Here is a 13,796-nt window from a genome sequence, read left to right on the forward strand (position 1 = left end):
CTAATAAGAGCGTTTTTTTGGCTTTAACTATGCTGAACAATACCTTGCGGGATCGCATTCAGCAGCTTTTTGGTATATTCATGTTGTGGATGTAAATACAGTTCATCTGAATTGGCAATTTCAACCAACTCGCCATGATTCATCACCATCACCTGATCGGAAATATATTTCACCACTGATAAATCATGTGAAATAAAGATGTAGCTCAGACCAAACTCATCCTGTAAGTCCTGCAATAAGTTCAGCACCTGCGCCTGTACCGATACATCCAGTGCAGAAACCGATTCATCACAAATCAAGATTTCAGGCTTTAAGGTCAAGCAACGTGCAATTGCAATCCGTTGCCGTTGCCCACCTGAAAACTCGTGTGGATAACGGTCATAGGCTTGCACTGGTAAACTGACGCGCTCTAACAGTTCCAATGCCATCTTTTTGCGCTCAGTATCATTTTGACCAATACCATGAATCCGCATCGGTTCCAATAAAATTTGTCCAATGGTAAAGCGTGGATTGAGTGAGGCATATGGGTTCTGGAAAATGATTTGAATTTTACGTTGATACTGACAAAACTCTTTCTCACTCATCGCCAGAATATCTTTGCCACCAATCAAAGCTTGTCCGCCTGTTGCTTCATGCAAGCGCATCAATAATAAACCAATCGTGGTTTTACCTGAACCCGACTCTCCAACTAGTCCCAAGGTTTTACCTTTCGCCAATTGAAAAGAGACACCTTTAACGGCTTGAAATTCTTCATGTCCCCACAAGCCCTTGCGGCTATAAAATGACTTTTTCAGCTCTTTTACTTCTAAAACAATGGGTTCATCGCCAGTCAGACCACGAGCACGTTGTTTCAGGTTTAAATCAGACAGATTGGTGGTTTCGATCAACTGTCCATTTTCGTCCTGCTGCATAAAATCACTGGTCACAGGCAAACGGTATGGACGAGTCGCCAACTGTGGACGGCAATGCAACAAAGCACGGGTATACACATCTTGCGGTTGTTCCAACACCTGCTTAACAGGACCACTTTCCCGAATCTCACCATGACGCATCACAATCACTTCATCCGCGATTTCACCCACCAAAGCTAAATCATGGGTAATAAACAGCATCGACATTTCATGGCGTTGTCGTAATGACTCTAATAAATCAATGATTTGCTTTTGGATGGTGACATCCAAAGCCGTGGTCGGCTCATCGGCAATCAGTAACTTTGGTTCACAGGCAATTGCCATCGCAATCATCACCCGTTGTTGCTGACCACCTGAAAGCTGACTTGGATAAGCATCAATCTTGGTTTCCGGTGCAGGAATACCCACTTCTTTCAGTAACTCAAGTACCCGTGCTCTGGCCTGCTTGCGTCCCATGCCTAAGTGAATACATAACACCTCAGCAATTTGATCTCCCACTGTAAAGACTGGATTCAACGAGGACATCGGTTCCTGAAAAATCATGGCAATGTCTTTACCACAAATTTTCCGAATTTCTTTAGCCGATAAATTCAGTAAGTCTTGTCCTTCAAAACAAATTTGACTCTGTTCGCCAATTTGACTTTGTCCTTTAGGCAATAGCCCCATCACAGCTAAGGAAGTGACCGATTTACCACTGCCCGACTCTCCAACCAACGCTACGGTTTTATTTTTAGGAATTGAAAATGAAATCCCTTTAACTGTTTCGATCCATTGTTTATTTTCACCCTTAAAGCTGACCCGAAGATCTTCTACTTGTAATAGCGTTGTTTCATTCTGATATTGCATATTTGTCTCTCCGCTATTTCAACTTAGGATCTAAAGCATCACGTAAGGCATCGGTAAACATCGAGAATGCAGTGACTAACACCGCCATTGCGATAGATGCCGCAGCCAATTGCCACCATTTACCTAAAATCAATTCACTTTGTGCTTCATTCAACATACTGCCCCAAGACACCACGCCAACAGGCACACCAAAACCAAGGAAGCTCAGAATGACTTCAGATTTAATGAATGACACCACCAAAATCGAAATCTGTACCAAGGCAATATGACTCACGTTTGGAAATATATGCACAAACATACGGCGCAGATGACTCACTCCTATGGCCTTGGCTGCAAGGACATATTCACGCGATTTATGTTTCATATATTCGGCACGAATCAGACGGAATACTCCCGTCCAACCCGTTAAACCCAAGATCAATACAATCGACAGAATGCCTTTTTGTTGTAGGACTGCGGCAATAGCCAAGACCAATAACAGATAAGGAATTGAGGTGAAAATGTTATAAAACCAGTTCAGGATATCATCGACCCAGCCACCAAAATAACCTGCAATTGCACCTAGGAAAGTACCAATCAACACCGCCAATAAAGCAGACAATAAACCGACCAGAATTGAAGTTTCAGCCCCTTTAATGGTCTTTAGCAACACATCTTGTCCCCACTTATCCGCCCCAAAAGGTAAAGTGGTTTTGAGCTCTTGCTTTTGATCCAGTAAATGCCCACCGAGTTGCTGGTCGATCTGCTGCATATCCTCAGCCAAAGGATCAACCACGCCATAATTATCAATGACTGAACCACCTTGCTGTTCAGCTTGAATTTCCGCATTCAGCTGCTGAATCACGTCTTTCAGAGGATCAACAGGATTTTCAGGCAAAGTTGCTGTGTTTTCTGTAGTTGCCTTAATTTGATCTGACTCTGTATCCGCACCCAAGAAAGTGGGTGGTGCGTAACTGACTGCAACTTCTTTATTCCAGTTTGAGGCAATTACCCCTGTCATCGATAAAGCGAGCAGGATGAAATAAAATAATACGACGACAAAAGACACCACGGCGATTCGATCTGACTTCAATCGATTCAAGGCTAAATACCAGAGTCCTGTTGACGCAGAAGATTCATTTGAGGAGGCTTTGCCTTTAAAAATTGTACTGAGCATCGTCATCCTCCTATTTCAACTGTACACGAGGATCGAGGAGCTTATAAATCAGATCGGCGATCAAATTAAAAATCATGGTGACAGCAGCGATATATACGGTGATGGCTTTAATCACAGGAAAATCACTGCGTTCAACCGCAATAATAATTTCTCGCCCAATCCCCGGAATACCAAAGAATCGCTCAATCAAAAAAGCACCAATCAATAAGGCAGGCAGACTGGCCATCACTTCAGTGACAATTGGAATCGATGCATTACGCAATACATGCACACCGAGGACACGAGACTCGCCTACACCTTTAGCACGCGCAGTTCGCACATAATCTTGGTTAATTTCATCCAAGACAAAGCTGCGATATAAACGTAGTGTTGGGGCAATACTCACCACCAACATGATTAAGATCGGCAACAAGGCATAATGGAATAAGTTTTGACTAAAACTATCGCTCCAGCCCTGTACAGGGAACCAGCTTAACTGATAAGCCAGCACATATTGGAACACGATGATATACACCAAGATACTGATCGACATACCAATGGTACACAGCATCATCACCATACGATCAGTCAACGAACCACGTACTGATGCAACCGCCAACGCCAAGATAATTGAAATCACGGTTTGTAAAATGGTCAGTGGAATTAATAAGGTCAATGATGGGCCTAATCGGGTCAGAATAATCTGTGAAACAGATTCGCCTGTACTCCAACTGGCACCATAATCAAACGTCAGAATCTGTTTAATAAAAATCCAGAGTTGCACATAATACGGTTGATCAACTCCTAACTGTTTACGGATGTTTTCAATTTGCTCGGGGTTAGACATCTTCCCTGCCAAGATATATGCAGGATCGCCCCCCACCCAGTTAAACAAGAAGAAAATCAGCAAAATGACACCCAACATGGTCGGGATCATTTGCCATAGTCTACGCACGACATAAGCAAGCATAATGGCAAATCCTTATTTGACCCGTTGACCTGTAATTTCATTAAAGAAGGCTTTGTTATCTGGCTCTCTGCCTAAGAAGTCTTTGACCAGTTGCGCTGCATTCTTTTGACTGCCTTGTGACAAAATCGCCTGACGGTAGCGTTGTCCCACTTCTGGATTATTCAAATTATCGCCAAAAGCGGACAACATATCTAAGGCTAAAACTTCAGACCACATATAACCATAATAGCCCGCTTGATAACCCATCAGATGGCCAAACTGCCCAGGGAACTCAGTGTTTGGTACATAGCCCAATGCGGTTGCTGATTCCATTTTTTTCCAGACATCCATCGGCTGTACTTTCAATGCATCCGCACCATGTAAAGCCATGTCATATTGTGCATATAGGGTTTGACGTGCATAACGAAGACCACGTCCATAATTGTGTACTGATTTCAGACGCTCGATTAGTGCATCATCAACACGTGGACAAGCTGGATCACAATAATCGGCTACTTTAGAGAGGGTTTCTTTACGGCGTGCCCACTCTTCATACATTTGTGAAGGTGCTTCAACAAAGTCACGTTCTACCGAGGTGCCTGACTGACCTGAATAACGGGTTTTCGATAAAATGCCGTGCAAGGCATGACCAAACTCATGCACAAAAGTTTCAAGTTCATCACTATTTAAACCTTTTCGGTTAAAGTTGGTCACCAGTACAGAAATCGGTTTACGCTTGCTTAAAGTACTGCCCCCATATACGCCCCACACCGCTGCATGACCATATTTGCCTTCACGTGGGAATTTATCCATGTATAGGCCACCAAGCACTTCACCAGTGTTTTTGTCAGTAACATCGTAATATTCAACTTCATCCTGCCATGCCTCGACTTTGGCTGGTTTAAACTCAATCCCATAAAGATCGGAAGAAATCGCAAATAACCATTTCTGTGCAGCTAGGGTCGGGAAATAATCACGCAGTTTTTCTTGGTCTATCTGGTATTTGTCTTTACGAAGTTTTTCACTCCAATAATTGACATTCCAGCGGTTAATTTCAGCTTTTTCTACAGTTGTGTTCAAGGTTTTGGCTTTAAAAGCACGGAGTTCTTCCACTTCTTTTTGCTCAAGCGGTGCAACAACGTTGTGTACATCTGCCAAGAAGGTGTTAACCGTTTTTGGTGTTTTCGCCATACGTTTTTTTAGCGCCCAATCGGCATAGCTTGGCTGACCAAACAGTTGCGCCAATTCATAGCGTAAGTCGATAATCTGTTTCAGCAACACTAAATTCTTTTCTGTACCACGACGTGTAAATGCGGTTTGATAACGTTTGCGTGCAGCATCACTGTCGGCCAACTCCATAAAGGGTTGGTACTCTGGATATTCAAAACCTAATAAATAATTGCCTTTGTCATTTTTCTTCAGGCCTGAAATATAACTATCTGGTAAGCCTTTTAGCTCGGCAGGCGTAAATTCTAATTTTTCTGGATTATCACGAATATTGCGAGAGAATTCTTGCGAAAGTTTGGTCAGTTCATCAAAAATCGTTTTGACCCGTGCTCTTTTTGCAGCGGGGAGCTGTACCCCTGTATCTTCAAAGGCATCGAGAATATCTTGGCGGTACTTAGTATCGATTGCATCGTTGGCTTTAGTGTTTTTAAAACGTTGATACAACTTCGGATTCTGATAAATTTCGGTTTGGAGTTGGTTGAGTTTGACTTCACAATCTTCAGCCGCTTGGCGTAATTTAGCATCTGGATCAACATTGCTATATAAGCTAATCGGCCCGGCAAAATCCTCGAAAGTTGCCATTAACTGATCCCACTCTGCCAATACAGGCGCGGCATCAGATTGCGGTTTTACTGTTTGTTTTTCTAGTTGAGAAATACGCTGTTTAAATGTCTGTAAGTTGGCATCACACCATTGTGCGCTTTCACTGGTTTTTAAAATCGGTAATGTGGTTCTTGTATTTTCAGCCCAAATGCCTTGACTCATCCCCGTGACCGCCATCGATAACAGTCCCAGTGTCGATAACTTTAATATTCTTTTCGCCATGCGCTTTCTCCAATTTAATTTGTTGGTTATTTCTTGTCTTGAATATCGATATACATCCATTCTGCTGGCAGAACAGGGTGTTTTTTATAACCAATCACACGTGGTTGAGCGACCACGGTCCGGTAACGCGTCGACATAAATTGTACGGGTGAATAAAACTCTAATAACCGTGACATTTTGCGATACAGCATATCGCGCTCAGGACCATCCTCAAGTCTCAACGATTGCTCATAGAGACGGTCATATTCGGGTAATTTGAAGCAGGTATGATTGGTTGCATGAATATTTTTGCCATAAAACAACTGCACAAAATTATCTGCGTCAGGATAATCTGCAATCCAAGCCGAAGCCTTAAACATGGTTTTACATTGTTTCTCCGCTTTTAAACCTTCTGCGAAAGGAACTGGCTTCGATACCATATTAATTTTAATATTGGTTAAATCTTTCTTGAGTAACTCGGCCATTTGCATACTTCGTGCACTGCTGGTCGATGGCATAAATTCAATCACTAAAGGCTTTCCGTCAGGTAAAGTTCGCCAACCATCTTTACCTACTTTGTAGTTGTAGCGATCCAATAGCAAATTGGCTGCCTTTACAGAATAAGGAATACTGCTTTTATAATTTGGATCATGCCCTGCTACACCATATGGAATCGGTGATTCTAATTTTTGGGCATTGCCTTTGGCCAAGACCGTGATAAATTTTTCTTTAGAAACTGCCATGGACATCGCGCGGCGCAATGCAATCTTATCTTTACTAAAACCACCGACCACAGGGTTTTGGATATTCCAATACAAATAATCAATCGAAGGATCTGAAATACGAGACAGTTGGATGCCCTTCTTAGCAAGTTCAGGTTTTAATGAACCATCGGATTGCAAAGCCTGTGCAGGTAATTCACCATCAAGTGTAAATAAATCCAAACCATCTTTCTGAAATGACAGCCAACCCGATTGTGATTCTTCAATGACTTGAATATCGACCACACCGATTTGTGGCATTTTTTTGCCTTGCATCTGTTGTACGATTTTTTGATCTTCAGGAGTGCTGGCCTTAAAGTCCCATGTAAAACCACGATAATCTGGATTTGCCTTCAATATAATCCGTGAACCTGGTGTCCAATGTGACAGCATATAAGGACCTGTTCCCACAGGACGTCCCATCACATAGCCCGCCTTATCACGATATTTTTCAATCACTTCACGTGCCACTGCACCCGTGGGTTGATGCGCCAATAGCATCGGAAAATTATGATTCGGTTCTTTTAAACGAATCACCAAAGTATAACGATCAGGCGTTTGTAGTCCCGCGATTGGCTGATCATAATTAAACTTTCCTGTTTTACTGGCTTGTTGAATAAGTGGTTCAATACCCACAATTTTATCTTCAAATAACCAACTGTTTGGAGAATGCAGATTTGGATCAAGTAAGCGTTTGAATGAATACGCATAATCCGCAGCGGTGAGTTCACGTGGCTTGCCTTTAAATGCAGGATCAGGTGTGAAATAAATCCCTTTCTGAATCCGAATGGTATAGGTCAACCCATCTGCACTCACTTCAGGTAGTGCGACTGCCGTTTTCGGTACCAACTTGGCAGGCGAAGCTAAATAATCATAGGTATAGAGCGTTTCAAAGATCGAATATAGGACATGGGCCGAATACAAGTCTTGTGTCGCTACGGGATCAAATCCCGTTTCCGCCACTGGAAAGGCATAACGTAAAACTTTTTTTGGATCGGCAGGGCTTTTCGCTTCTGTAATCGTTACCCCTAGACTTAATGTTGTCCCCAATAACAGCGCCAGACTAATCCGTTGCATCGAAAGTTTAAAATTTTGCTTCATCATAAACACATCACTTATTTTTGATTTGGTGAAACAATATCTAAGTATTGCCAGTTGGTATTCATAATTGGATGAGCTTTAAAGCCCTGCACCTCAGGTTGAATCAACCAGTTCCGAATCCGTGTATCTTGTAAAATCCACGTTCCATCTGCTTCAATTTGGCGACTCATTTTTTCATAGAATGGCATACGTTTTTCAGGGGCTTGCTGCATCGCCTGTTTATATAAATTGTCATAAGCAGCTGACTGATAACAGGATTGATTACCACGACCAACATTCGGACCATAAAGCAACTGGGTGAAATTTTCACCCTCTGGATAATCGGCATGCCATGCGCCACTCCACATCATGTATTGACACTGGGTTGCGGCTTTTAAGTTATCGGCAAAATTACTGACTTTAAAGTCTGCTCGAATCCCGATTGCATCCAAACTTTTTTTCCAAAGCTCTGAGTAGATCACCTTGGCTGATCCCGTTTCTGTATTTATTTTTAAGGTTAAAGGTTTACCATTTGGGAGCTTACGATAGCCATCTGGGCCTTTTTGATAGCCGAAATGATCCAATAATTTATTGGCTAACACAGGATTGTAACCAATGCTACTGCGATAATTTGGATTATGACCGCTGATACCCGCTGGAACGAGCATTTCAGCCTTAACCGCCTGTCCTTTTCTTAAGATACGAATATATTCATTGACATTAAAAGACATCGCAATTGCACGTCTTAATGCAATTTTATCCAAACTATTGCCACCCACAACAGGATCACGCATATTCAACATCGAATAGGTGATCTCTGCCTCTTTATTGGCATAGAGACGTATCCCCTGTTTTTGTATTTCAGCTTTTAACTGATTATTTTGATCCAGCACTTTAGGAATTGCATTTTCAGTGACCTTATCAAAATCCAGTTGTTTGGACTGAAAAGCGAGCCAACGTGATTGTTCTTCTTCGATAATGCTGATATTGACCTTGCCAATTTGCGGCATTTGCTTGCCACTCATGTCTTTAACCAGTTGGTTATCCCATGCTGTGCCTGTCGATTTAAAATTCCAGACAAAACCACGATAATCTGGATTGGCAACCAATTCAATCTTGCTGCGGGGGACATATTTACTCAGCATATAAGGTCCTGTTCCCACAGGATGCATAGCCAAACGATCTTTATAGTATTCAACGACTTCACGTGCAGTCGCACCAAAGGTGCTATAGGCCAAAATATAAGGAAAATTATAATCAGGTTGCGTCAAGGTAAATTGAATCGTATATTTATCCAATGCTTTGACGCCTTCAATCTTGGCATCATAGTTAAATGTGCCGGTTTTTTTGGCTTGATCAACCAAAGCATTGGCGCCCACAATTTTATTATCAATAAAAGAAAATGATGAAGCGTGATTTTTAGGATCTAATATCCGTTTAATGGAGTAGACATAATCCTCTGCAACTAGCTCTCTGCGCTTGCCTTTAAATGCAGGATCATCGGTAAAATAAATCCCTGGTTTTATTTTAAATATATAAACCTGACCATTTTTTTGAATCACAGGTAGGCTTTCTGCTGTCGACGGAACCAATTTTACAGGGTTAGCCAGATAATCGTATTGAAGCAATCTTTCAAAAATCACATCGGCTACATTCCCGCTGTAAAAATTAAAAGTTTTAACCATATCAAAACCATCATCTGGCGCTTCAAATGCAACACGGAGTACTTTATCTGCTTGAGCAGGTGTTTTTGCATACCCCATCGGCATAAATGCAATAACGGTTGATAATACAGTGACCGTAAAAAAAGTTGACTTCAAATCATTGCTCACATTATCGTTTTTTAATAAATACTAGACTTTTGCATAGCATTCAACACTACAACCGTTTCCCTTTCAGCATGTCTGATTCCAACTTTTTATTAAAAAATCATTTATTTAACGATTTTTTATCAGATGGAAAAATTAAGTCAAAAGAAAAACCCCTTAAAGATCGAAAATTACCTAGCTAATTTCATGCCACTTTTCAAATAAAAAAATTAAGCCTATTTTTTAATCAAAAAACTTTCCAAGCAGACTTATTTTTCACGCATCTTAAATAAAAGTAACTTTATGCCAAATCATATTTTTATATATTATTTTCTATTTCAATGAAATAAAAATAACAAACCTAATGTTTTATAGCAATAAAAGACTTAACGCACCACAAAAAAGCAAAAATAAAACTTTATGATTCATTTTAATGCATTAAAAAATCACACCTTATTTGGAACTTTATGTTAACCAATCAACATCTGAATTATTTCAATATTTTTAATATTTAGTAAAAATATGAAAATCTTATATATAAAAACTAAAACACTTTTACACATTTTATTCTACATTAAGCGAAATCTAAAAATAGGGTTTGGCACAGCTCTTGCTAAAACGGATTTATTGAATTTTTAGAGTGGCAATCCATTTAGGGGTTAAATAATCAATGAAAAAAGCCAACTTCGCTCAACCAACTGCTCTGCCAAAAGCAGGCAAAACCATACTCAAACTCAGTACGCTTAGTTTAAGTATGTTGTGTTTAACCATGGCTCACGCTGCTGAGGCAGAATCACCATCCGAGGAAAAAACAGCCAAAGTCGTAAAGGTTGCGGTTACAGGTTCATCCATCAAAGGTGTTGCAGCACAGAGTGCTTCACCGATCACGGTCGTCAAGGTTGATGAGATTCTAAAACAAGGGGTAACCACGACAGAAGAAGCACTGACCAAAATTACTGCCAACCAAGCTGGTTTTGTGACTTCACAAAATGTCGGGCGTTCTGGTACAGCAGGAGCAACAGCCAATTTACGAGGCGTTGGTGAAAATAAAACTTTGATTTTACTCAATGGTCGCCGTTTGGCTGCTAGTGCATTTGATAGTGGGGTGACCAATTTAAATATCATTCCTCTCGCTATGCTGGAACGTATCGAGATCGTCCGAGATGGCGCTTCTGCAATTTATGGGACTGATGCGATTGGTGGGGTTATTAACTTCATCACCAAAAAACAATTCACTGGGCTGAATATCAGTGGGGGTCTTACTCAACCAGAACACAAAGGTGGTGATACCCAAGACTTCAGTATTTTTGGTGGTTATGGCGACCTTGAAGACAATGGTTTTAATGTATTTGGTGTGGTTGATTATCGCCATGGCAATGACATCATGGCTAAAGATAGAAAGGTTAGTGCAAAAGGCAGCCTGATTCCCGAACTTGGTCTTGATGCACGAAGTTCAGCCTCTTTCCCTGCCAATTTCGTTGATTCTAAAAATGGAGCCAGTGGAAATCCTTATGCAGCAACGGGCTGTGGAGGTTATGCAGGTACTGAAGCGCTTGATAAAATTTGCCTATTAAACACCCAAAACCTGATTGGAATCGTACCGAAAACAGAAGATATTTCGGCAATGGGTCGTTTAACACTGAAGCTAAATGATAGCTTCAACGCTATTGGTGAATATGTTTATGCCAATAACAAGGTCTCAACCTCAGTCGCACCTGATGTCTATAACGGCAATAATAAAGTCTCAATTAGCAAGAATAGTAAGTATTATCCAGGAAATGGTTTAGTACCGACTGTTGCGGGCCTCAGTGGTGAACCACTTCTACTCTCACTGCGTTCACAAGCCGGCAATCGCATTAGTGATACCGAGAATGAATCTCACCGAGTTTTTGCAGGTATTGAAGGTGAAGCATATGGTTGGGATATCAATACAGGTGTCAGCTATGCACGTAGTGCCGTCACTGAGACAGCAACTAGTGGATATTTAGATAAAGCAGCTGTGCAATCCGCTTTAGATGCTGGCCAACTTAATCCATTTGGTTCACAGGCGGCTGGAGATGATCCGAATCTTTGGAACAAACTGTCACTTTCAGGAGACTACAACAAAGCAAAATTAGAATCGAGTACAGTCGATTTTACAGCAAGCCGACCAATTTATAGCTTACCTGCTGGTGATGTAGGTTTCGCATTTGGTGGCAGTTTTCGCCATGACAAGTGGGATTCTACTGTAAACTCAGATCTCGCTGCTCGTTTACCAAGTCTTGGGACTGATCCAAACAATCCACATCAGGAAGGCAAGCGCGATATTTCATCTGTATTTACAGAACTACAAATCCCATTACATAAAACGTTAGAAGCACAAATTGCAGCGCGCTACGACAATTATAGTGATGTCGGTGATACCTTTAATCCAAAAATTGCTTTACGTTGGGAACCACTTAAACAACTCATGTTCCGTACTTCATATAGTACAGGCTTCCGCGCACCAACCTTATATGAAATCAATAAAACCAATAGTCGAACGTTATCACCAAGTAACAGTGACCCAATTTTATGCCCAGGGGGCAAAGCTACCCCTGATGGTAGTCAGGCTCGTGACTGTGATCAGCAGTTTGATCGTATGCAGGGCGGTAACAAAGAATTAGAGCCTGAAAAATCGACGTCGATCACAGCAGGTTTTGTACTTGAACCAATCAAAAACCTTGTGTTCTCTCTAGATTACTACAATGTCGAAGTTAAAAATCAAATCTCGGCACTTGAGGCATCGACCATTTTTGAAAGCCCAGATAAATATAAAGACAAATTTGTTCGTAAAGCAGATGGTTCAATCGACTATATCATTACAACTATGCAGAACATGGGCAATTTAAAAACCCAAGGTTTTGATGTCAGCCTGAACTACTTAACTCCTGTCACATCAACTGGTCGTTTTGGCTTTGGAATTGATGGAACGTATGTCACCAAATACGAATATCAAAATGAAAAAGATGGTGAGTGGATCAGCAGTTTAGGTGTTTACAAGGATGATGGACCAACCATCCGTTGGAAGCATGTCGCAAATCTTAACTGGAGTTATGAAGACTGGTCACTAAACTTCCAACAGCAATTCACACGCGGCTATAAAGATCAAAACTCAGAAAATCTTGATGATGGTTATAAGAATCATCGTGTCAGTGACTATACCCTTTATAACGTTTCAGGCACATACCGTGGTTTCAAGAATCTGGATTTAACGCTCGGTATTAAAAATATCTTTGATGAAGAACCAGCAGCATCTAACACCTTGGAGAATTTCCAGTATGGCTATGACCCACGTTTTGGTGATGTAACAGGTCGAACTTACTTCGCCCGTGGTACTTATAAATTTTAATGTGTTTCACCACTACGACATGATGTTTATTGTGTCGTAGTGGTTCACCGTAATCCTCTGATTCATCAAAAATTAAAGCGGTCAGTATCAATTTTTTAATTGATCCCATCCTCCAAACGACGATGAATCCATGATTACAATTTCAGGAGTAATTATGGGCATCCCCTTTTCTGAGAATGAAAATCAACCTGCCAAACGCCTTGTTGGTATTGGTCTGGTGTTATTTCTACATCTCATTATCGCCTATATTCTGATGACAAGTTTAGCGACCGACTTTAGCAAGCCTGTCGATAAGCCTGTAGAACTACAGATTATTCAGGACATCAAGCCACCACCGCCTCCAAAGCCAGAGGAACCAAAACCTAAAGAAAAGCCACCCGAGCCACCAAAAATGGTCGAAAAAGTGGCCAAGATGCCTGACCCACCTAAACAGGTGGAGAAAGTCACACCTGTACAAAAACCAGCACCTGCTCAACCTACCAAAACGGCTGTTGCAACACCAACACCTACGTCTGCTGCAGCAAGTCCGAGCCCTGTTGCTGCTCCAACAGCGCCTGCCGCACCTGCGGTTCCAGCAAAACCCGCAGGAATTTCGCGCGGTGTTTCTGAAGGCGAAGCGGGATGTCAAAAACCTGAATACCCTCGTGAAGCCTTGATGAATGAAGAAGAAGGAACAGTGCGTATTCGTGTGTTGGTTGATGGTTCAGGCAAAGTGATTGATTCGAAAGTCAAAAAATCGAGTGGTAGTAAAAGCTTAGATAAAGCAGCTGTCAAAGCCTATAGCCTGTGTACGTTTAAACCAGCAATGAAAGACGGTGTACCACAACAAGAATGGTACGAAATCGAATATCCATTCACGATTTCCTAATTAAATGCATTGAACAAACAAATTTTTTGGAGAATTT

8 protein-coding genes are annotated in these 13,796 nt (G+C 41.4%); 2 read left to right on the plus strand and 6 right to left on the minus strand.

The features are described from left to right. Positions 1 to 23: 23 nt before the first annotated feature. Genes F993_RS07300 through F993_RS07275 form a run of 6 tightly spaced genes read right to left on the minus strand, consistent with a single transcriptional unit; the run spans position 24 to position 9,533 of the window. Positions 24 to 1,757, minus strand: a complete 1,734-nt coding sequence (locus F993_RS07300; RefSeq protein WP_004655288.1) for an ABC transporter ATP-binding protein — start codon at positions 1,755 to 1,757, stop codon at positions 24 to 26. A 13-nt stretch (positions 1,758 to 1,770) separates the two neighbouring features. Beyond that, positions 1,771 to 2,913 carry an ABC transporter permease gene (locus F993_RS07295; RefSeq protein ID WP_004655289.1) on the minus strand — a complete coding sequence of 381 codons (1,143 nt, stop codon included), beginning with the start codon at positions 2,911 to 2,913 and terminating at the stop codon, positions 1,771 to 1,773. Positions 2,914 to 2,923: 10 nt separating this feature from the next. Further along, on the minus strand, positions 2,924 to 3,862 hold the full coding sequence (locus tag F993_RS07290) for an ABC transporter permease (protein WP_004655290.1): 939 nt from the start codon (positions 3,860 to 3,862) through the stop codon (positions 2,924 to 2,926). A 12-nt stretch (positions 3,863 to 3,874) separates the two neighbouring features. After that, positions 3,875 to 5,893 carry a M3 family metallopeptidase gene (locus F993_RS07285; RefSeq protein ID WP_004655291.1) on the minus strand — a complete coding sequence of 673 codons (2,019 nt, stop codon included), beginning with the start codon at positions 5,891 to 5,893 and terminating at the stop codon, positions 3,875 to 3,877. A gap of 26 nt (positions 5,894 to 5,919) precedes the next feature. Beyond that, positions 5,920 to 7,737, minus strand: coding sequence for an ABC transporter substrate-binding protein (locus tag F993_RS07280; protein WP_004655294.1), 1,818 nt, complete (start codon positions 7,735 to 7,737; stop codon positions 5,920 to 5,922). Positions 7,738 to 7,748: 11 nt separating this feature from the next. Further along, positions 7,749 to 9,533 (minus strand): ABC transporter substrate-binding protein, encoded by a 1,785-nt coding sequence (locus F993_RS07275; protein WP_004655295.1) that lies wholly within the window; start codon positions 9,531 to 9,533, stop codon positions 7,749 to 7,751. A gap of 658 nt (positions 9,534 to 10,191) precedes the next feature. Here F993_RS07275 and F993_RS07270 point away from each other — a divergent pair. Together F993_RS07270 and F993_RS07265 are read left to right on the plus strand one after the other, a co-directional pair. Continuing rightward, complete coding sequence (locus F993_RS07270; RefSeq protein WP_004655296.1) at positions 10,192 to 12,891, plus strand: TonB-dependent receptor; 2,700 nt, start codon at positions 10,192 to 10,194, stop codon at positions 12,889 to 12,891. A gap of 154 nt (positions 12,892 to 13,045) precedes the next feature. Next, on the plus strand, positions 13,046 to 13,759 hold the full coding sequence (locus tag F993_RS07265) for a TonB family protein (RefSeq protein ID WP_004655299.1): 714 nt from the start codon (positions 13,046 to 13,048) through the stop codon (positions 13,757 to 13,759). Positions 13,760 to 13,796: the final 37 nt, after the last annotated feature.

This window comes from Acinetobacter proteolyticus, from assembly GCF_000367945.1.
GTDB lineage: Bacteria > Pseudomonadota > Gammaproteobacteria > Pseudomonadales > Moraxellaceae > Acinetobacter > Acinetobacter proteolyticus.

What these genes read in the sequence shown, in the direction of transcription:
- F993_RS07280 (WP_004655294.1), bottom strand. Translation starts at nt 7,737, where the DNA reads ATGATGAAGCAAAATTTTAAACTTTCGATGCAACGGATTAGTCTGGCG.
- F993_RS07285 (WP_004655291.1), bottom strand. Translation starts at nt 5,893, where the DNA reads ATGGCGAAAAGAATATTAAAGTTATCGACACTGGGACTGTTATCGATG.
- F993_RS07265 (WP_004655299.1), top strand. Translation starts at nt 13,046, where the DNA reads ATGGGCATCCCCTTTTCTGAGAATGAAAATCAACCTGCCAAACGCCTT.
- F993_RS07270 (WP_004655296.1), top strand. Translation starts at nt 10,192, where the DNA reads ATGAAAAAAGCCAACTTCGCTCAACCAACTGCTCTGCCAAAAGCAGGC.
- F993_RS07295 (WP_004655289.1), bottom strand. Translation starts at nt 2,913, where the DNA reads ATGCTCAGTACAATTTTTAAAGGCAAAGCCTCCTCAAATGAATCTTCT.
- F993_RS07290 (WP_004655290.1), bottom strand. Translation starts at nt 3,862, where the DNA reads ATGCTTGCTTATGTCGTGCGTAGACTATGGCAAATGATCCCGACCATG.
- F993_RS07300 (WP_004655288.1), bottom strand. Translation starts at nt 1,757, where the DNA reads ATGCAATATCAGAATGAAACAACGCTATTACAAGTAGAAGATCTTCGG.